Source organism: Streptomyces sp. NBC_00286 (genome assembly GCF_036173125.1).
GTDB lineage: Bacteria > Actinomycetota > Actinomycetes > Streptomycetales > Streptomycetaceae > Streptomyces.
Genome location: NZ_CP108054.1, coordinates 8412772 through 8431546 on the forward strand (window position 1 = coordinate 8412772; position 18775 = coordinate 8431546).

The following is an 18775-nucleotide window of genomic DNA, read 5'->3' on the forward strand; positions in this document are numbered from 1 at the left end:
CCCCTTCTCGTGGTCTCCTGGATCAGTTCCGTTCCAACTCTGCCTCGGCGGCCGCCAGCGCCGCGAATTCCTCCTCCGGTGCCTTCGCCACCAGGTGCTTGCGGCTGTAGAGGCCGAAGTAGGCGACCGCCACCACATAGACCGCGAGCGCGATGACCGCCGCCGTCACGTCCACCAGGAACGTTGCCACCAGCGCGGAACACGCCAGCACCAGCGCCACCGAGGACGTCAGCACACCACCCGGCGTACGGTACGGCCGCTCAAGGCCCGGCTCGCGGCGGCGCAGCACGATGTGCGAGAGCGACATCAACGCGTACGAGATGGTGGCGCCGAAGACCGCCACGTTCAGCATGCGCGCGCCGTTGCCCGTGGCCGCGGCCAGTGCGAAGCCGATCGCGCCCGGCACCAGCAGGCCCAGGTAGGGGGCTTTACGGCTGCTCGTCAGGGACAGGAAGCGGGGCAGGTAGCCGGCCCGCGAGAGGGCGAAGAGCTGACGCGAGCCGGCGTAGATCAGGGAGAAGAACGACGCGACCAGGCCCGCGAGACCCGCGTAGTTGACGATCCGGCTCAGCGCCGTCGCCTCGCCGTCCGGCTGGAGGGCCTCGACGAGCGGGTTGCCCGCCCCCTGGATAGCGTTCGACCCGCGCGCCCCGGCGGCGGCGAAGAAGGTGAGCAGGGCCAGGAACACCAGGATGCCCATCGACCACCGGATCGCCTTCGGCAGCGTACGGGCAGGGTCCTTGGTCTCCTCGGCCGCGAGCGGTACGCCCTCGACCCCGAGGAAGAACCACATGCCGAACGGGAAGGCGGCCCAGATGCCCAGCAGGCCCAGGGGAAGCCAGGAACTGGCCCCGAAGGCACTCTCGTCCACCGGGATGTCGTCGAGGTTCGAGGCGTCGAAGTCGGGGAATGCGCCGACCGCGAACACCAGGAGCGCCAACACCGCGATCCCGGTGACGACGAAGCTGAAGCGCAGCGCCTCGCCGACGCCCCACAGGTGAATGCCGATGAAGATCACGAAGCAGGCCAGGTACACCGGCCAGCCGGAGGTGAGCCCGAACAGGCCCAGCGACTCGACGTAGTCGCCGATGAAGATGGAGATGGCGGCGGGCGCGAGGACGTACTCGATGAGGATCGCCGTGCCGGTCAGGAAGCCGCCCCAGGGGCCGAGCGCCCGGCGCGCGAAGCCGTAGCCGCCGCCCGCCGTCGGCAGGATGGAGGACAGCTCGGCGAGCGCGAAGACCATGCATGTGTACATCAGGCCCATGAGGACCATGGCGATCGCTAGGCCGCCGAAGCCGCCCTCGGCGAGTCCGAAGTTCCAGCCGGAGAAGTCGCCGGAGACGACGTACGCGACGCCCAGGCCGGTGAGCAGTAGCCAGCCGGCGCTGCCCCGGCGCAGGCTCCTGCGCTCCAGATAGTCGTCCCCCTCCGGGGCGGCGGGTGGCTTGGTGGAATCGATGGACATGGGTGGACTCCCCAAAGGGCGGTGGACGCTCGGGTGAAAGGGGCCCGAGGCACACGAGGGGCCCCCGGCGGCACAGCAAAGCGCAATGGAACGGATCCATACCTTTGCGGGCCACGGGGGCAGAAAGCAAGAGGCGTGCGTTACGCGCCCGTTAATCGCGTCTCGCGTGGCAGCCGCGGCACGTCACGCGAGGAAGCCGCGCAGCAGGGCGGCGGTTCCCTCACAGTGCTCGCGCATCATCTCCCGCGCCCCGTCGGCGTCCCCGTCGAGCACGGCCTCCACCAGGGCGGTGTGCTGCTGCTGGGAATGCTCCAGGTTCCGTACCAGGAGGGGGATGCAGTCGAGGAGGTCGTTCACTGGCGCGCGTACGGCGGCGTACTGGGCGGTGAGGGTCGGCGAACCGCACAGTTCGGCGAGCGTGAGGTGCAGCATCGTGTCCAGGCGCCGGTAGTCGGCGAGCGGCGCGTCGTGCGTGCGGGCGAGGGCCTCGCGCAGGCGCGCCGACTGGTCGGCGGACAGGCCGTGGGCCGCGCAGAGGCCGGCCGCGCCCACCTCCAGGACCTCGCGGAAGCGCAATACGTCCTCGATGTCCACACCCTCGACCCGGCGGCGCAACTCCGCCTCACCGGGCGCCTCGGTCCTGGGCCGGACGAACGTTCCGCCGTACCGTCCGCGCCGCGACTCCACCAGACCCTGGTCCTGGAGCACCTTCAGCACCTCGCGCAGCGTCACCCGGCTGATCCCGAGCCGGTCCGCCAACTCCCGTTCGGCGGGCAGCCGTTCACCACCGGGCACCAGACCGAGCCGTACCACCTGGAGGATCTGCTCCAGTGCCTCCTCGAAGCCGTTGCCCGCGCGGACCGGCCGCAGGACGGGTGCCAGCTGATCGCCCGGCCGGTCGTTCACACCGTGCGCATCCGGCTGCGTCATCTCGCCGTGCCCCCTTCCCAAGCAATGGTTCACGGCAATACCTTATGGCTCTCGGCTGACCGAAGGAGGCCTTTCCCGTGGCCCACCGCACACCACCACTCAGCGTGGAGGAGCTGCACGCTCTCGTCGCGAGCGGCGAGATCGACACTGTCGTCCTGGCCTTCCCGGACATGCAGGGGCGGCTTCAGGGCAAGCGGTTCGCCGCGCGCTTCTTCCTGGACGACGTCCTCCACCACGGTACGGAGGGCTGCAACTACCTCCTCGCGGTCGACACCGAGATGAACACGGTCGACGGCTACGAGATGTCCTCCTGGGACCGCGGCTACGGCGACTTCGCCATGCGTCCGGATCTCAGTACGTTGCGCAAGGTGCCGTGGAACGCTGGCACCGCCATGCTCATCGCCGACCTCGCCTGGAACAACGACTCGCCCGTCGTCGCCGCGCCCCGCCAGATACTCCGCCGCCAACTGGAACGCCTCGCCGAATACGGCTACACCGCGCAGGTCGGCACCGAGTTGGAGTTCATCGTCTTCAAGGACACGTACGAGCAGGCCTGGGACGCCAATTATCGGGGGCTGACCCCGGCGAACCAGTACAACATCGACTATTCGGTGCTTGGTACGGGCCGTATCGAGCCTCTACTGCGTCGTATCCGCAATGAGATGCAGGCCGCGGGGCTGATCGTCGAGTCCGCCAAGGGCGAGTGCAATCCCGGGCAGCACGAGATCGCGTTCAAGTACGACGAGGCCCTGGTCACCTGTGATCAGCACGCCATCTACAAGACCGGGGCCAAGGAGATCGCCGCTCAGGAGGGCGTCTCACTCACGTTCATGGCGAAGTACAACGAGCGCGAGGGCAACTCCTGTCACATCCACCTCTCGCTCGCCGACAAGGACGGCCGTAACGCCATGGCCGGTGACGGGCCCGGCGGCATGTCCGACGTCATGCGGCACTTCCTCGCCGGGCAGCTGGCAGCGCTGAGGGACTTCTCGCTGCTGTACGCGCCCAACATCAACTCGTACAAGAGATTCCAGCCGGGATCGTTCGCCCCGACCGCCGTCGCCTGGGGCTACGACAACCGCACCTGCTCGCTGCGGGTGGTCGGCCACGGGCGCTCGATGCGCTTCGAGAACCGGCTGCCCGGCGGCGACGTCAATCCGTACCTGGCCGTCGCGGGACTCGTCGCGGCCGGTCTGTACGGCATAGAGCAGCAGCTCGAGCTGCCGGAGGTGTGCGCGGGGAACGCCTACACCGGCGAGTACGAGCACGTCCCCACCACCCTGCACGAGGCCGCCGAGCTCTGGGAAACCAGTCCCATCGCCAAGGCCGCCTTCGGGGACGAGGTCGTCGCCCACTACCGCAATATGGCCCGCGTCGAACTCCAGGCCTTCGACGCCGCGGTGACCGACTGGGAGCTTCGCCGCTCCTTCGAACGCATGTAGAAAGGTCCGTCCGTGTCGTACGAGCATCAGCTCCAGGTCCTCAATCCGGCGACGGAGGAGGTCATCGCCACCGTTGCGGCAGCCGGCGCTGAGGACGTCGACTCCGCCGTCGTACGGGCGGCGAAGGCGCAGTCCCGGTGGGCCGCCCTCGCGCCGGGCGAGCGGGCCCGGCTGCTGCGCCGCTTTGCCGTCGTCGTCGACGAACACCTCGAGGAACTCGCCCAGTTGGAGGTGCGGGAGGCCGGACACACCATCGGCAACGCCCGCTGGGAAGCCGGCAACGTACGCGATCTGCTCGACTACGCGGCCGGGGGAGTGGAGCGGCTGACCGGGCGGCAGATCCCCGTTGCCGGCGGGTTCGACGTCACGATCCTCGAACCCCTCGGGGTGGTCGGTGTGATCGCGCCCTGGAACTTCCCGATGCCCATCGCCGCCTGGGGCACCGCTCCGGCCCTCGCGGCGGGCAACGCCGTCATCCTCAAGCCCGCCGAGACGACCCCGCTGACGGCACTGCGGCTGGCCGAACTCGGCCTGGAGGCGGGGCTGCCGGAAGGGCTGTTCCAGGTGCTGCCGGGCGAAGGGCCCGTTGCGGGCAACGCCCTCGTCGAGCACGCTGGCGTCGCGAAGATCGTATTCACCGGGTCAACGCCCGTGGGCAAACAGGTGTTGGCAAAGGGCTCGGCGCTCCTGAAGCCCGTCACCCTCGAACTCGGCGGCAAGAGCCCGAACATCGTCTTCGCCGACTCCGACATCGAAGCCGCCGCCGCGGCCACCCCCATGTCCTTCCTCGACAACTCCGGCCAGGACTGCTGCGCCCGCACCCGCATCCTCGTGCAGCGCACGGCGTACGACCGCTTCCTCGAACTCCTCGCCCCCGCCGTCGAGTCCGTCCTCGTCGGCGACCCGGCCGACGAGAAGACCGCGATGGGGCCGCTGATCTCCAAGGTCCAGCTGGAGCGCGTACGTTCGTACGTCACCGATGACCTGGAAGGCATCCGTGGCACCGCCCCCGAAAGCCCCGGCTTCTGGTTCCCGCCCACGGTCCTGACCGGAATCGAGCCGCACGCGCGCGTGGCCGTCGAGGAGGTCTTCGGACCGGTCGCCGTCGTGCTGCCCTTCGAGGACGAGGCGGACGCGATCCGGCTCGCCAACGCCACCGAGTACGGGCTGTCCGGCTCCATCTGGACCCGCGACGTCGGCAGGGCGCTGCGCGTGTCCCAGGCCGTACGGGCCGGGAACCTGTCCGTCAACTCCCATGCCAGCGTCCGCTATTGGACCCCGTTCGGCGGCTACAAGCAGTCCGGGCTCGGCCGTGAACTCGGCCCGGACGCACTCACCGCCTTCACCGAGACCAAGAACGTCTTCATCAGCACGGAAGGTCCCGCACAGTGACCGAAGAGAGCATCTGCCGCCGCCTTGTCGGCCGCACCGCCGTCATCACCGGTGCCGGCAGCGGCATCGGCCTCGCCACCGCGCGCCGCCTCGCCTCCGAGGGCGCCCATGTCGTCTGCGGCGACGTGGACGAGCAGCGTGGCAAGGGGGCCGCCGAGGAGGTGGGCGGGACCTTCGTGAAGGTCGACGTCACCGACGCCGAGCAGGTCGAGGCGCTGTTCCGGACGGCGTACGAGACGTATGGCTCGGTCGACATCGCCTTCAACAACGCGGGGATCTCGCCGCCGGACGACGACTCCATCCTGGAGACGGGACTCGAGGCGTGGAAGCGGGTCCAGGAGGTCAACCTCACCTCCGTGTACCTGTGTTGCAAGGCCGCGATCCCCTACATGCGGCGCCAGGGCAAGGGTTCCATCATCAACACGGCGTCGTTCGTGGCCCGGATGGGCGCGGCGACCTCCCAGATCTCCTACACCGCGTCCAAGGGCGGCGTCCTCGCCATGTCCCGCGAACTGGGCGTGCAGTTCGCCCGCGAGGGCATCCGCGTCAACGCCCTGTGCCCCGGGCCGGTCAACACCCCGCTCCTCCAGGAGCTGTTCGCCAAGGACCCGGAGCGGGCCGCGCGCCGTCTCGTGCACATCCCGGTCGGGCGGTTCGCGGAAGCCGAGGAGATGGCCGCGGCGGTCGCCTTCCTCGCCAGCGACGACTCCTCGTTCGTGAACGCGACCGACTTCCTCGTGGACGGCGGGATTTCGGGCGCGTACGTCACGCCCCTGTAGGGGGCCGTGCACTGAGGGTGGAGCGGCGCTTACAGTGCCCGAATGAGCATGACGCCACCGCCCGGCTGGTACCCCGACCCCTCGGCGCCGCATGTCGAGCGCTGGTGGGACGGGACCAGGTGGACCGAGCACATGCGCGCTCCCGAGACGGTGCCCCAACAGCCCTTGGCGCAGCCCGGGTTCGCCCCCACGCCCGGTGGCGCCGGCGGCGGCTCCGGCCGGGCGAAGGTCATCGCCATCGTCGCCGCGGCAGCCGTGCTGGTCGCCGCGATCGTCACCGGAGCCGTCGTCCTGAACCGGGACGACGGCTCCCCCGAGGCGAACACCACCCCGGCGCCCCAGTCCTCCGCGCCCACGAGCGACCCGCCGTCGCCCACACCCTCGGAGTCCACCTCCGAACCGTCCGCCGACGACCCCCTCACGGTCGTGGACGAGCTCAACGGCATCACCTTTCCGCTCCTCGACGGCTGGGTCAGACCCGAGTACGTCTCCGAGAAGAACGTCGTGATGGTCACGCCCGACACCTACACCTGCCCGGGCGACGACGGACAGTGCCGCCACGGCAAGGTCATCTCACGCACGGTGACCGCGAACGACGAGGAGTCCCCCGAGGCGCTCGCCAAGGGCGACATCTCGGAGGCGGCGGACCAGGCGTACGACCGCGACCAGCTCGACCGCCGTCCCTACGGCGGCATCACATCCAAGAAGCTGGTCAAGCAGGGGCCGGTCGCGGTCGCGGGCCGTACCGGGTACTTCGTGCGCTGGCGGGTCAAGACCGAGAAGGGCTCCGGGGGTTACGTCCAGTCGCTGGCGTTCCCGTCCAGCGTCGGCTCCGGGGCGCCGGTCATGGTGCGATACGTGATCGACGCCGGGGAGGACGCGCCGCCGCTCACCGACATGGACAAGATCACCAAGGGGATCCGGCCGCTGGGGGACGGGGACACGAGCGGAGGGGTGGGCAGCAGCGTGGGGCCCACGCGGTAGCCGCGTACGGCCGATTGCTGGTGCGGCTACAGGTAGGTGTGGCCTTCGCCTCGATACGTCGGGACTGTCGCCGTCACCGCGTCGCCCTCCACGAGGTGCAGTACCTCGAACCGTTCGCACAGTTCACCGGCCTTGGCGTGCCGGAACCACACCTTGTCGCCGATCAGCAGATCGTCGGCGGGGGAGCCGAGCAGCGGTGTCTGCACCTCGCCGGCTCCCTCCTGAGGGTCGTATCGCAGACCCTCGGGGAGGTACGGCTCGGGCAGCCGGTCGGCTCCCGGCGCACCCGAGGCCGGGTAGCCGCCGCCGAGGACGGTCACGACGCCCAGGCCTGGCCTGCGGACGACCGGCTGGGCGAAGAGGGCGGCCGGACGCCCGCTGAACGAGGTGTAGTTGTCGAACAGACGCGGGACGTAGAGCCCCGATCCGGCCGCGATCTCGGTGACGGAGTCCTCCGCGGCGGTGTGCTGGACGCTGCCCGTGCCGCCGCCGTTGACGAACTCGAGGTCCGGCGCCACGGCCCGTACCGCGTGCACCACCTCGGCGCGCCGCTGGGCCAGTTCCCTGCGGGCGGTGGCCTGCATCAGCCGGATGGCACGCGACCGCAGCGGCCGTCCGCGCAAGGCGTCGCCGACACCGGCGATATGCCCCTCGTACGCCATGATCCCCACCAGCCGGAAGCCGGGCCGCCGGGCGACCGTACGGGCCATCTCGGCGACCTGGGCGGGGGAGTGCAGTGGCGAACGGCGGGCGCCGACGCGTACCCGCCCGCCGAGCAGCTTCAGCGAGGTGTCCAACTCCAGGCAGACGCGCACCACTTCGCGTCCACCGTCCCGGGCGTCGTCGATCAGCTTCAGCTGTGCCGGGTCGTCGATCATGACGGTGACGGAGGCCGCGAGCTTGGGGTCGCTCGCCAGTTCCGCGTACGCCTTGCGGTCCGCGGACGGGTAGGCGAGCAGTACGTCCTCGAATCCGGAGCGGGCCAGCCACAGCGACTCGTCCAGCGTGAACGACATGATCCCGGCGAAGCCGTCCCGGGCCAGGACGCGTTCGAGAAGGGCCCGGCAGCGTACGGATTTGCTCGCGACGCGTATGGGCTTGCCGGCCGCTCTTCGTGTCAGATCCTCCGCATTGGCGTCGAACGCCTCCAGGTCCACGATGGCGACGGGGGCGTCGAGATGGGCGGTGGCCCGGTCGTAGCGGGCCCTGTCTGCGGCGCGGCCAGTCATGCCCTGAAGCCTGCCAGACGTGATTACCCCAGGGTAGGGGGACGTTCCGGGCAGATGCCGCGGGCCCGCGTACTGGTTCCCACTCGCACAGTGTCAGCCCGTAGAGTGACGCGCACGCAGGAAGGGAACGGTCCGGAGGAGTTCCTTTGGCGGGCCAGTTGCCCGAGCACGAGGAAACGGGGGGTGCATTGAGCACGGAAGCGCGTCGCATCCCCGTCCCTCCACGCCCGTCGACCCCGCCGAGCGGGACGCCGGGCGCACCGGGGGACGAGCCCGCCGAGACCGCCCCTCAGGCCGCCGAAACGACGGGCCCACTGCCGAGACGCGACCCCGACACCGCGCCGCGAAGGCCGGGCATCGCGGGGGCACTGCCGGGGAGTGGGACGGTTCGCCCACGAGGCCTCGCCGGGGACGATCGCGCAACGTCCGAGGCTGCCGACGACCGCGGCACCTTCGAGGCTGACGACCGCGGAACCCTCGAGGCTGACTACCGCCGCACCTTCGAGGCTGATGACCGCGGAACCTCCGAGGGTGACGAACGCGGAACCCCCGAGGGTGACGAACGCGGAACATTCGAGGGTGCCGACGACCGCGAGCCCCCACCGGTCGGGCCCCTCCGCTTCCCGGACCTCCGGCCCACTGAGCGTCAGCAGCGCCCGCCCGTGACCCCACCGCCTCCGCCGGCGTCGGCCCGTTTCCCGGACACGCCGCCTCCGGCGACCGGTTCCGTGCCGCGCGTCGGGGGGACGGACGTCCCGCCGGGCGCGGAGGCCCAGTGGGATCCGACCGTGCGGAACGCCGACGGCCCCTCACCCGAGGCGCGCCCGGCTTCGAGGAACGCCGACGGTTCAGTCGTCTCGCCACGTCCGACGGCTGAGCCGAGGACGACTGCGAGGGGCGACGAGGGTCCGGGCGTGCCGCGTCCGGCCACGGAGCCGCGCGGAGCGGCTGAGTGGCGTCCGGGTGCGCGGAACGTCGACGGCTTGGTGGCCGAGCCGCGCTCCGCCACGGGCTATGCCGAGGGCTCAATTGTGCCGCCGCGTCCGGTAGTTGAGCCGGAGGCGGCTGTGAGGGGCAGGGAGCGCTCGGGCGCTGCGTCGGGTGTGGCGGCTGAGCGGCGTCCGGCGTCGCGGAGCGTTGACGGCTCGGTGGTCGAGCCACGCACGACCACGAAGAACGCCGACGGTTCAGTCGTACCGCCGCGTCCCGCCGCCGAGCCACGCTCGGCCACCAGCTACGTCGACGGCTCAGTCATCCCGCCGCGTCCCGCCGCCGAGCCGCGCTCGACAGCCCGGGACGCCGGAGGCTCAGCCGTGCCGTCGACGTCCGCCGCCGAGGCGAAGGCGGCAGTCGGGCCCCAGCGGGCAGCCCCCGGCTTTCCACAGCGGCCCTTTGCGCCGCCGCGGCCGAGTGTCCCGGCTCCGCCGGGCGTTCCGCCGGGGCGGGGGCAGGTGCCTGAGGAGGGCTTCAGCGAGACCACGCGGCGGCTTCGGCCCATTCCCGCCGAACCGCCCGCCGAGCCTCCCGCGAAGCCGGAGCCGGAGCCGGCGCCGGAGCCGGCGTCCGTCGGGGTTCCCGCGGGGCGCCCTTTCGTGTCGTTCGCGCCCCCGGACACGTACGACCATGACACTGCGCGGCTGCTGCCCGTGGGGCCCCGGGTTCGGCCTCGGGTCGCGGCTGCCGCGGCCTGTGTCGTGCTCGGGCTTGGGCTCATCGGGGGTGCGGTGGCCGGGAGTTGGCTGACCGGGGACGGTGGAGGGAACGCCGGGTCGCGGGATTCGTTCGCGGCGGCCGGGGATCTCTGGCACAGCGTTCCCGTGGACGAGCTCTTTCCGCCGACCGTGGAGGGGGAGGGCGCGGGGCCGGGCGGAGCCGACCGGACTTGGACCCGTATCGCCGTCGCGCCGGACAGCGGCTGCGCGGACGCCTTCGACCCGCTGCTGCGCAAGGCCCTCGCGCCGGCGGGCTGCCTGCGGCTCCTGCGCGCTACGTACACCGACGCGACGCGCAGTCATGTCACCACCGTCGGCCTGCTGTTCACGAAGGCGGACTCCGCGGCCATGGGCGCGCTGAGCAGCCAGTTCGAGGACGAGGGGCTCGCGGAGCGGCGCGACCTGATGCCCCGCCCGTACGCCGCGAAGGGCACCGTCGCCGCCGGTTTCGGCGACGCCCAGCGCTCCTCCTGGACGGTGTCGGTCCTGACCGACGCCCCCGTGGTCGTCTACGCAGTCTCCGGCTTCGCCGACGGCCGCGCCGTCACCGAGCCGGAGCCCGCCGAGGATGCCATGAAGGCAGACGCCACCACAGCGCCCGCCCAGGCGGGCCTCGGCCACGACGCACAAGGCCTCGCCGACCGCATCGAGCGCGGCCTCCGTAAAACCGTCAACTCGGCCACGGAGAAGCCGTCATGACCCGCAAGGCCCCAGGGCGTGTTGCGAAGGTCCCTCCCCCAGCCTCCGGCCGGGAGGTGCCCCCAGCCTGGCGACGCCTGGCACGCGCCCCCATCCTCGAACCGGCTTCGCACGGCTCGGACGGGGGGACCCCCTTCGCCGCACCGGCCGAAAGCCCAAGTACGTCCGGTCCATCGACGGGGCCTTCCGGCCGGCACTCCCCCAGCCTCCGGCCGGGGGGACCCCCAGAGCACACTCCCCCACGCTCGAACCCGAGTTCGCGCGGGGGGACCCCATCGCCGCCGCCCGGCCCGCCCTCCGGGCGAACGACGGGACCTTCGCAACACGTCCTGGCAACGGTCGGCGCCCGCAGGACCGGAGTCCTCGCCACCCTCCTCGCCGCCTCGCTCGCCCTCGTCCCGCCCAGCACCGCCCACGCCGCCGACGGCATACGCGCCCAGCAGTGGCCCCTGGAAGCGATGCGGGCCAAGGAGGCCTGGCAGACGACGAAGGGCGAGGGCATTACCGTCGCCGTCCTCGACACGGGCGTCGACGCCCAGCACCCGGACCTCGCCGGCAACGTCCTCGCCGGCAAGGACATGGTCGGCTTCGGCGCCGGCCGCGGCGACCGCGCCTGGGCCCGCCACGGCACCGCGATGGCCGGCATCATCGCCGGCCACGGACACGGCCCCGGCAACGCCGACGGAGTCATGGGCATCGCCCCCGAGGCCAAGATCCTCCCGGTTCGCGTCATCCTCGAAGACGGCGACTCGGCCCGCGGCAAGGCCCGCAACACCCGCGGCAACGCCCTCGCCGAAGGCATCCGCTGGGCCGCCGACAACGGCGCCGACGTCATCAACCTCTCCCTGGGCGACGACTCCAAGTCCGCCCACCCAGAAGCCACCGAGGACGCCGCCGTCCAGTACGCCCTGAAGAAGGGCGCCGTCGTCGTCGCCTCGGCCGGCAACGGCGGCGAGAAAGGCGACCACATCTCGTACCCGGCCGCCTACCCGGGCGTCATCGCCGCCACCGCCGTCGACAAGTACGGCACCCGCGCCTCGTTCTCCACCCGCCGCTGGTACGCCACCGTCAGCGCACCCGGCGTCGACGTCGTCATCGCCGACCCGGACCGCAAGTACTACGAAGGCTGGGGCACCAGCGCCGCCTCAGCCTTCGTCTCCGGCGCCGTAGCCCTCGTCCGCGCCGCCCACCCGAACCTGGCTCCGGCCCAGATCAAGGAGCTCCTGGAGGACACGGCCCGCAACGCCCCCAGCGGCGGCCGCGACGACTCTCGCGGCTTCGGCTTCGTCGACCCCGCGGCCGCCATCAAGCAGGGCGGCAAGCTCAAGCCGGAAGGGCTGCGCTCGGCCTACGGCGAAAAGTACTTCGGCCCGGGCCCGGACGCCGCGGACGACGACTCCTCGACCGGCTGGACGGGCCCCGTCGCGGGCACCCTCGGCGGCGTACTCCTGATCGGCGCGGTCATCCTCTGGCGCGGCCGCCGCGAACCACGCCCAACGCCTACCGGCGACCCCGACTACTAAGCGCTCCGCGGGAAGAACGGTGCTGAACCCGCGGGCCGGTGGGGGCTGGTCGCTCCCCCACTCTCGGCTCCGCTCGAGCGGGGGGGTGCCTCTATGTCCTTCGTCAACCCTGCCGTGTCTGCCTTGTTCCTGAATGTGCCGGTTATGCGGGGGCTGTTTCGGGGGTGCGGGGTTCGTAGACGGTGCCGTCGCGGAGCATCGCGAACAGGACGCTGATGCGGTGGCGGGCGAGGCGGAGGAGGGCTTGGGTGTGGGTCTTCTTGCGGTCGCGTTGTTTGTCGTAGTAGGTGCGGGAGGCCGGATCGTGCAGGGCGGCGAAGGCGGACAGGAACATCGCGCGTTTGAGCTGCCGGTTGCCGCCTCTGGGGGCGTGTTCGCCGTGGATCGACGTGCCGGACGACTTCGTGGTGGGGGCAAGGCCGGCGTAGGAGGCGAGGTGGGCGGCGGTGGGGAAGCTGGTGCCGTCGCCGACGGTGACCAGCAGGACGGCGGCGGTCCTGACGCCGACGCCTGGCATCGAGGTCAGGACCGGGGAAAGAGGGTGGGCCTCCAGCAGCGCGTTGATCTGGGCTTCCAGGGCCCGGCGCTGTTCGTGGACGGCTCCGAGCGAGCGGGCCAGCGACGGGATCACGACATCGAGGGTGCCGCTCCCGGGCACCACGACGGTCTGCTCGTCCAGCGCGGTAAAGACCTCGTCGATCAGCCGCTGGGCCATGCGCGGGGCCTTGGGCCGGATCACCTCCACGAGCCTGCGGCGGCCGGCTTTCCGCAAGCTCGCCGGGGATCCGTAGCGTTCCAGCAGCCAGGTGACGGCGGGGTGGTCGAGGCGTGGGCCCAGGACGCGTTCCAGGCTGGGGTGGAACTGGGTGAGCAGGCCGCGTATCCGGTTGGAGGTGCGGGTGGCCTCGGCCGCGAGGTCCTGGTCGAAGCCGACGAGCACGGTCAGCTCGGCGGTGATCTCGTCGGTGAGTTCCAGCGAGCGCAGCGCGTGGGGCAGGGTGCGGGCGGCGTCCGCGATGACCGCGGCGTCCTTGGCGTCGGTCTTGGCCTCGCCCGGATACAGGTCGGCGATCCGGCGCATGGCCAGGCCGGGCAGGTAGGCGACCTTGCAGCCCGCGTCGCGGGCGACGGTCAGGGGCAGGGCGCCGATGGAGGCGGGCTGGTCCACGATCACCAGCACGGTGCCGAACTTCGCAGTCAGCTTGTCGAAGACGGCCCGCAGTTTCGGCTCGCTGTTCGGCAGCTGCTTGTCGAAGACCTTCTTGCCGGCCGGGGTCAGCCCGTGCCCGTGATGGGCACTTTTGCCGACGTCCAGGCCGAGGAACACGCCCACGTCTTCGGTGTCGAACATCGCGCCCTTCCAGGGAAGTTGCATGGTCTGGCCTCGGCAGCGGTGTCGTACGCGCGCATCCACGTTATGCAGACCTGCCGCCCGCGAGCTGTCCGGCATTGCGCCGGACCGGGTGGTGGTCGGGCCTCTGATCAGCGTCTCCGACGGCACCTTCCGGGCCCGGTGACACCACCCCCCAGGTCATCCCTTCGACAGGGGGGAACAGTCATGCCGGGCCCGGAGGCCAGCGGCCCTCTTGCAGGACCGCGGAAAACATAACGGGGGACCCCCCATCGCGGCGGAGCCGCATATCAAACACAGCCCCGCGCCCCTTACGGGGCGCTTTACCGCACCGAACTTCACCAAGCTCGTTCAGACGTCCGCATCCCGCAGCGACGACACCGCGGCCCTGGCCGCAGCCTCCACCAGCGAAATCCCCTTCGCCTTCGTGGAGTTGCCCTGCGACAGCGCGGCGACCAGGTACGCGTGCCCGTCCACCGTCACCCGCCCAATGCTGTTGATCACCCACAGCCCGGTCTGACTGCGCGGCAACCACCCGTTCTTCAGGGCGAATTGAGGTTCGGCTCCGACGGCCGACACCCCCCAGTCCTGACCCACCGCGACGTCTCCCATGAGCCCCCGCAGATACGCCCGCGAGGCCTCGTTCAGCACCGACTCCTCCCCGAACACCTGCTCAAGCAGGGCGAGTTGATCGGCCGCCGTGGTCTGCGTCAGCCCCCACAACGTCCCGTCCCCGCCCTCGGTGCCGCTCAGCCCGAACCGCTCGTTCGCCGCCGCCAGGCCCTTCGCCCGCCCGATCGTGTCCCACAGCTCGCTCGCCGACACATTGTCGCTGCTCTTGATCATCGCGGTCGCGTACGACTTCTCCGTCGCCGTCAGCCCTCGCCCCGCGTCCTGCGCCTGAAGCAACAGCGCCGCCAGGATGTCGACCTTGACGATGCTCGCGGTGTCGAAGGACCCGTCCCCGTACACCGCGCTCCGCCCGGACTCCGGATCCAGCACCGCCACCGACACCCGCGCGCCGTCCTCCACGGCCACGGACTCCATCGCCTCGGCGAGCAGCGCGTCCCGGTCCACGGCAGGAACCGTAGGCGCCGGGCTCGCCGTCGTCGCCACCGATTCCACTGTCGCCTCCGGGGTCCGGGATGCGTCCGCCGCCTGCGCGCCCGCGGTGGGCGACGCCGAGGACGATACGAGACCGGTGCCGCCGCGCGCCTGCGCCTTCACATGCGTGGTCCCGGAGGCCGTGACGCCGACGAGCACGGCGGAGGCCACCGCCGTGTAGAGGAGAGGCCCGCACCAGGACGGGCGGGCGCCGGGCCGACGAGCTGTCTGCGGGTCCATCCCGCGATGCTGTGGCCTTCCGCTGTGTCTCCGGTTAGCCGCACGTCAGAAGCATGTAAGGGATCCCTGAGAAAACCCTGAACCACGTGAACACCATGTTTCCGGGGCCGCGGAAAGCATGCGAGCAACACCGGCATAGAGTCGGTGCCCGTGGCGAACAAGAACATCCCCGACTCCGGCTTCTCCGACGACGACGGCTCCGCCGACCCCCGGCTGACCGCCGCGCTCGCGGCCTGGGCCGAGGACCGGTCCGCCCACGCACCGGTCCTGGAGGCGCTCAAGGGCGCCCGGCTCCTCGTACCCGTCGTGGCCGTCCTGGGGGAGACCGAGGAGGACAATCAGGAGGGGCGCGAAGCTCCCAAGAAGGGCGGTGGTGGGAGACGGGAGGGATTGCGCCGCGAGAAGACCAGCGACATGGCCGTCCCCACGCTCAAGGCCGGCACCCGGACCGCCCTGCCCGCCTTCACGTCCACCGAGTCGCTCGCCCGCTGGGACCCGACGGCCCGCCCCGTCGCCGTACCCCTGCACCGGGCCCTGCAGGCCGCCGCCCACGAGAAGGCCGACACACTCGTGCTCGACCTCGCCGGACCCGTGCCGTACGAAGTCACCGGCCCCGCCCTGCTCGCCCTCGCCGAGGGCCGCACCAGCACGGACCCGCTCACCGATCCCGCCGTGACCGATGCCGTACGTGCCGCCGTCGCCGCCGAGCCCGCCGTACTCCGCGCCCACCTCGGCCCCGGCCAGGCCGACGGCACCCTCGCCCTCGTACTGGACCCCTCCGCGCCCCCCGCCGAGACCGCCCGCTCCGTCGCCCGCCGCCTGGCGGCCGACGACACACTGAGGGCCCGCCTGGTACACGGCCTCGACCTGGCACTCCTGCCGACCGAGGCGACACCACCGGGCGAGCCCCTTTACGTACGGCCCTGAAGCCCCGTACGCCCTTGTCGTTCGTGCTTCTCTCGTACGTCCCTGGAGTCGGCCTCAGCCGAAGACCGGACCCGTGTACTTCTCGCCCGGCCCCTGGCCCGGCTCGTCCGGGACGGACGACGCTTCGCGGAACGCCAGCTGCAGCGACTTCAGGCCGTCGCGCAGCGGTGCCGCGTGGAAGGAGCTGATCTCGGTCGCGCTCGCGTCCAGCAGCCCGGCAAGGGCGTGCACCAGCTTGCGCGCCTCGTCCAGGTCCTTGTGCTTCTCGCCCTCCTCCGTCAGACCGAGCTTCACGGCGGCGGCGCTCATCAGGTTGACGGCGACCGTCACGATCACCTCGACCGCCGGGACCTCGGCGATGTCGCGGGTCATGGCGTCGAAGTCGGGGGTCTCAGGAGGGGTGTCACTCATGCCCCACACGATAGGGCCAGGTGCGCGCCTCCTTGACAGCAGGAGGTGCCGGGCACCTGGTTAGCGCGGTCCTTCGGGAGCTGCTAACCTTGTGTAACGACCGGTCGGATGCGCCCAGACATGTCCGCATGTCAGCGTTTTCGACCCGCAAGTGGAGGCTCCGATCTCCCACCTGACCGTCCCCCGGGACGGCGGGTCACCCGGTCAGGCGGCGACCATCGTTCCGTACGGACGATGGAGCCGCAGGATATGCGCCCCGCGGGCTTCCGCGGCGGTGCTCCGGTTGTCATTGGAGCCCCGCCTGCGTCCCGTCCGGGGCATTTTTCATGGCTCCCGGTGGTTGGTCCCAGTTGAAGAGACGTACGCGAGCTGTCTGCCAGACAGCCGTGTGGTGCTAACCGAGGAGGATCCATCAGCGCCGAGCCCCGCATCAACGACCGGATTCGCGTTCCCGAGGTGCGACTTGTCGGTCCCAGCGGCGAGCAGGTCGGGATTGTTCCGCTTGCCAAGGCCCTGGAGCTTGCGCAGGAGTACGACCTCGACCTGGTCGAGGTGGCCGCGAACGCACGTCCGCCGGTCTGCAAGCTCATGGACTACGGGAAGTTCAAGTACGAGTCGGCCATGAAGGCCCGTGAGGCGCGCAAGAACCAGGCGCACACGGTCATCAAGGAGATGAAGCTCCGGCCGAAGATCGACCCGCACGACTATGACACCAAGAAGGGTCACGTCGTCCGGTTCCTCAAGCAGGGCGACAAGGTCAAGATCACGATCATGTTCCGTGGTCGCGAGCAGTCCCGGCCGGAGCTCGGCTACCGACTGCTGCAGCGTCTCGCGGAGGACGTGGCCGACCTCGGGTTCGTGGAGTCGAACCCGAAGCAGGACGGCCGGAACATGATCATGGTTCTCGGTCCGCACAAGAAGAAGACCGAGGCGATGGCCGAGGCCCGCCAGGCGCAGGAAGCCCGGAAGGCGGAAGCGAAGGCCAACCCTGGCAAGTCGCAGAACGTCGCCGAAGAGGCTCCGGCCGAGGCTTCCGCCGACGCCTGATTCCAGGACGCAGGTCCTGGGGTCCAGCTCTCCGGATGAGAGTCCGGGGAGGCCAACCGATACATCTGACGTTCCGCCGTGCCCGGTTTCACGACCGGGCATCGGAACGCCACTGACGAGGAGAGAACGGCGCTATGCCGAAGAACAAGTCGCACAGCGGTTCCAGGAAGCGCTTCAAGGTCACCGGCTCCGGCAAGGTGCTCCGTGAGCGCGCCGGCAAGCGCCACTATCTCGAGCACAAGTCGTCCCGTCTGACGCGTCGCCTCACCGGCAACGCCGAGATGGCCCCGGGCGACGCCAAGAAGATCAAGAAGCTTCTCGGCAAGTGACGTCGGGAACGCGCCGCGTACCTGATCTCTGACCGGGACCCAATCGATTTCGGGTCGTGTGAGTCCAACCACGGCCCCGCTACAAGGAGTTAATCAAGTGGCACGCGTCAAGCGGGCAGTCAACGCCCACAAGAAGCGCCGGGCGATCCTCGAGCAGGCCTCCGGCTACCGCGGTCAGCGTTCGCGCCTGTACCGCAAGGCCAAGGAGCAGGTCACCCACTCGCTGGTCTACAACTACAACGACCGCAAGAAGCGCAAGGGTGACTTCCGGCAGCTGTGGATTCAGCGCATCAATGCGGCTGCTCGCGCCAACGGCATCACGTACAACCGGTTCATCCAGGGCCTGAAGGCCGCGAACGTCGAGGTCGACCGCAAGATCCTCGCGGACCTCGCCGTCAACGACGCCAACGCGTTCGCCGCGCTCGTCGAGGTCGCGCAGAAGGCGCTGCCGTCGGACGTGAACGCGCCGAAGGCGGCGTGACGCTGCGCTCGGCTTCAGCCGCGTACGCAACGTCAACCGGACCCGCAGGCTGTCCACCGCCTGCGGGTCCGGCTGCGTGCGGGGCCGGTTCTTTCGCCCCCGCCGCCCCTACCCGTCCCACACCAAGGGGCTCCGCCCCTGGACCCCGCTGGGGGCTACGCCCCCAGACCCCCTCGGGGCTGCGCCACTGCCCCCTCGGGGCGCTCTGCCCCGGACCCCGTGTGGGGCTGTGCCACTGACCATCCTCGGGGCTCTGCCCCGGACCCCTCGGGGCTCCGCCCCAGGCCTCTCGGGGCTCTGCCCCAGGCCCCTCGGGCTCTGCCCCAGGCCTCTCGGGGCTCCGCCCCAGACCCCTCGGGGCTCTGCCCCGGACCCCGTGTGGGGCTGCGCCACTGACCATCCTCAGGACTCCGCCCTAGACCCCTCGGGCTCTGCCCCAGACCCCTCGGGACTCCGCCCCAGACCCCTCGGGACTCCGCCCCAGACCCCTCGGGACTCCGCCCCAGACCCCTCGGACTCCGCCCCAGACCCCGTTTCGGGGGCCAGCCCCCGCACCCCGCTCCTCAAACGCAGGAGGGGCTGATTGTTCGCGGCTCGGGCTTGCATTCCGCCGGACGGCGCTGATTTCCGCCCCCCCCCGGGCCGATTTCCGCCGGGCGGGCTGAGTTCCGCCCGGCGGCTGATGTCCGCCCGGAGGGGCTGATCTTGGCGCAGCCTCGGCTGAACT

The 18775-nt window shown here is 70.9% G+C and carries 16 protein-coding genes; 10 read left to right on the plus strand and 6 right to left on the minus strand.

The window, feature by feature from the left end; all coding sequences use genetic code 11:
* Positions 1-22: 22 nt before the first annotated feature.
* Together eat and OHT21_RS38050 are read right to left on the minus strand one after the other, a co-directional pair.
* On the minus strand, positions 23-1468 hold the full coding sequence (gene eat, locus OHT21_RS38045) for an ethanolamine permease (RefSeq protein ID WP_328772805.1): 1446 nt from the start codon (positions 1466-1468) through the stop codon (positions 23-25).
* Positions 1469-1651: 183 nt separating this feature from the next.
* The gene (locus OHT21_RS38050; protein WP_328772806.1) at positions 1652-2398 is read right to left on the minus strand and encodes a FadR/GntR family transcriptional regulator; all 747 of its coding nucleotides are present in this window, start codon (positions 2396-2398) and stop codon (positions 1652-1654) included.
* Between the two features lie 77 nt (positions 2399-2475).
* Here OHT21_RS38050 and OHT21_RS38055 point away from each other — a divergent pair, with 77 nt between their 5' ends.
* Genes OHT21_RS38055 through OHT21_RS38070 form a run of 4 tightly spaced genes read left to right on the plus strand, consistent with a single transcriptional unit; the run spans position 2476 to position 6995 of the window.
* On the plus strand, positions 2476-3840 hold the full coding sequence (locus OHT21_RS38055) for a glutamine synthetase family protein (protein ID WP_328772807.1): 1365 nt from the start codon (positions 2476-2478) through the stop codon (positions 3838-3840).
* A gap of 12 nt (positions 3841-3852) precedes the next feature.
* Positions 3853-5232 carry an aldehyde dehydrogenase family protein gene (locus tag OHT21_RS38060; protein ID WP_328772808.1) on the plus strand — a complete coding sequence of 460 codons (1380 nt, stop codon included), beginning with the start codon at positions 3853-3855 and terminating at the stop codon, positions 5230-5232.
* Positions 5229-6011, plus strand: coding sequence for a 3-oxoacyl-ACP reductase (locus tag OHT21_RS38065; protein WP_328772809.1), 783 nt, complete (start codon positions 5229-5231; stop codon positions 6009-6011). Before OHT21_RS38060 ends, OHT21_RS38065 begins: the two co-directional genes overlap by 4 nt.
* 48 nt (positions 6012-6059) lie before the next feature.
* Positions 6060-6995 (plus strand): DUF2510 domain-containing protein, encoded by a 936-nt coding sequence (locus OHT21_RS38070; protein WP_328774384.1) that lies wholly within the window; start codon positions 6060-6062, stop codon positions 6993-6995.
* Positions 6996-7021: 26 nt separating this feature from the next.
* Here the strand turns inward: OHT21_RS38070 and OHT21_RS38075 are convergent, their stop codons facing one another.
* Positions 7022-8224 carry an amino acid deaminase/aldolase gene (locus OHT21_RS38075; RefSeq protein ID WP_328772810.1) on the minus strand — a complete coding sequence of 401 codons (1203 nt, stop codon included), beginning with the start codon at positions 8222-8224 and terminating at the stop codon, positions 7022-7024.
* 1148 nt (positions 8225-9372) lie between these two features.
* On the opposite strand from OHT21_RS38075, the gene OHT21_RS38080 reads away from it, so the two are divergent.
* Both OHT21_RS38080 and mycP read left to right on the plus strand, forming a co-directional pair.
* On the plus strand, positions 9373-10635 hold the full coding sequence (locus OHT21_RS38080) for a hypothetical protein (protein ID WP_328772811.1): 1263 nt from the start codon (positions 9373-9375) through the stop codon (positions 10633-10635).
* A gap of 329 nt (positions 10636-10964) precedes the next feature.
* The gene (gene mycP, locus OHT21_RS38085) at positions 10965-12158 is read left to right on the plus strand and encodes a type VII secretion-associated serine protease mycosin (RefSeq protein ID WP_328774386.1); all 1194 of its coding nucleotides are present in this window, start codon (positions 10965-10967) and stop codon (positions 12156-12158) included.
* A 142-nt stretch (positions 12159-12300) separates the two neighbouring features.
* Here the strand turns inward: mycP and OHT21_RS38090 are convergent, their stop codons facing one another.
* Together OHT21_RS38090 and OHT21_RS38095 are read right to left on the minus strand one after the other, a co-directional pair.
* Positions 12301-13509, minus strand: a complete 1209-nt coding sequence (locus OHT21_RS38090) for an IS110 family transposase (RefSeq protein ID WP_328774046.1) — start codon at positions 13507-13509, stop codon at positions 12301-12303.
* Between the two features lie 351 nt (positions 13510-13860).
* The gene (locus tag OHT21_RS38095; RefSeq protein ID WP_328772812.1) at positions 13861-14853 is read right to left on the minus strand and encodes a serine hydrolase; all 993 of its coding nucleotides are present in this window, start codon (positions 14851-14853) and stop codon (positions 13861-13863) included.
* A gap of 150 nt (positions 14854-15003) precedes the next feature.
* Here OHT21_RS38095 and OHT21_RS38100 point away from each other — a divergent pair, with 150 nt between their 5' ends.
* A complete protein-coding gene (locus OHT21_RS38100; RefSeq protein ID WP_328772813.1) occupies positions 15004-15780 on the plus strand; it encodes an SseB family protein in 777 nt (258 codons plus the stop codon).
* A 54-nt stretch (positions 15781-15834) separates the two neighbouring features.
* Here the strand turns inward: OHT21_RS38100 and OHT21_RS38105 are convergent, their stop codons facing one another.
* On the minus strand, positions 15835-16191 hold the full coding sequence (locus OHT21_RS38105; protein WP_165345819.1) for a DUF1844 domain-containing protein: 357 nt from the start codon (positions 16189-16191) through the stop codon (positions 15835-15837).
* Between the two features lie 411 nt (positions 16192-16602).
* Here OHT21_RS38105 and infC point away from each other — a divergent pair, with 411 nt between their 5' ends.
* From infC to rplT, 3 genes are all read left to right on the plus strand, one after another.
* Positions 16603-17238 (plus strand): translation initiation factor IF-3, encoded by a 636-nt coding sequence (infC, locus tag OHT21_RS38110; RefSeq protein WP_078492013.1) that lies wholly within the window; start codon positions 16603-16605, stop codon positions 17236-17238.
* A gap of 134 nt (positions 17239-17372) precedes the next feature.
* Positions 17373-17567 carry a 50S ribosomal protein L35 gene (rpmI, locus tag OHT21_RS38115; protein WP_124443692.1) on the plus strand — a complete coding sequence of 65 codons (195 nt, stop codon included), beginning with the start codon at positions 17373-17375 and terminating at the stop codon, positions 17565-17567.
* A 97-nt stretch (positions 17568-17664) separates the two neighbouring features.
* Positions 17665-18048: a 50S ribosomal protein L20 gene (rplT, locus tag OHT21_RS38120; RefSeq protein ID WP_033323444.1), complete on the plus strand. Its 384-nt coding sequence runs from the start codon at positions 17665-17667 to the stop codon at positions 18046-18048.
* Positions 18049-18775 lie beyond the last annotated feature (727 nt).

Coding starts and splice junctions, on each gene's coding strand:
- OHT21_RS38090 (WP_328774046.1), bottom strand. CDS start 13,509: ATGTTCGACACCGAAGACGTGGGCGTGTTCCTCGGCCTGGACGTCGGC.
- eat (WP_328772805.1), bottom strand. CDS start 1,468: ATGTCCATCGATTCCACCAAGCCACCCGCCGCCCCGGAGGGGGACGAC.
- OHT21_RS38075 (WP_328772810.1), bottom strand. CDS start 8,224: ATGACTGGCCGCGCCGCAGACAGGGCCCGCTACGACCGGGCCACCGCC.
- OHT21_RS38095 (WP_328772812.1), bottom strand. CDS start 14,853: ATGGACCCGCAGACAGCTCGTCGGCCCGGCGCCCGCCCGTCCTGGTGC.
- OHT21_RS38105 (WP_165345819.1), bottom strand. CDS start 16,191: ATGAGTGACACCCCTCCTGAGACCCCCGACTTCGACGCCATGACCCGC.
- OHT21_RS38070 (WP_328774384.1), top strand. CDS start 6,060: ATGACGCCACCGCCCGGCTGGTACCCCGACCCCTCGGCGCCGCATGTC.
- OHT21_RS38050 (WP_328772806.1), bottom strand. CDS start 2,398: ATGACGCAGCCGGATGCGCACGGTGTGAACGACCGGCCGGGCGATCAG.
- rpmI (WP_124443692.1), top strand. CDS start 17,373: ATGCCGAAGAACAAGTCGCACAGCGGTTCCAGGAAGCGCTTCAAGGTC.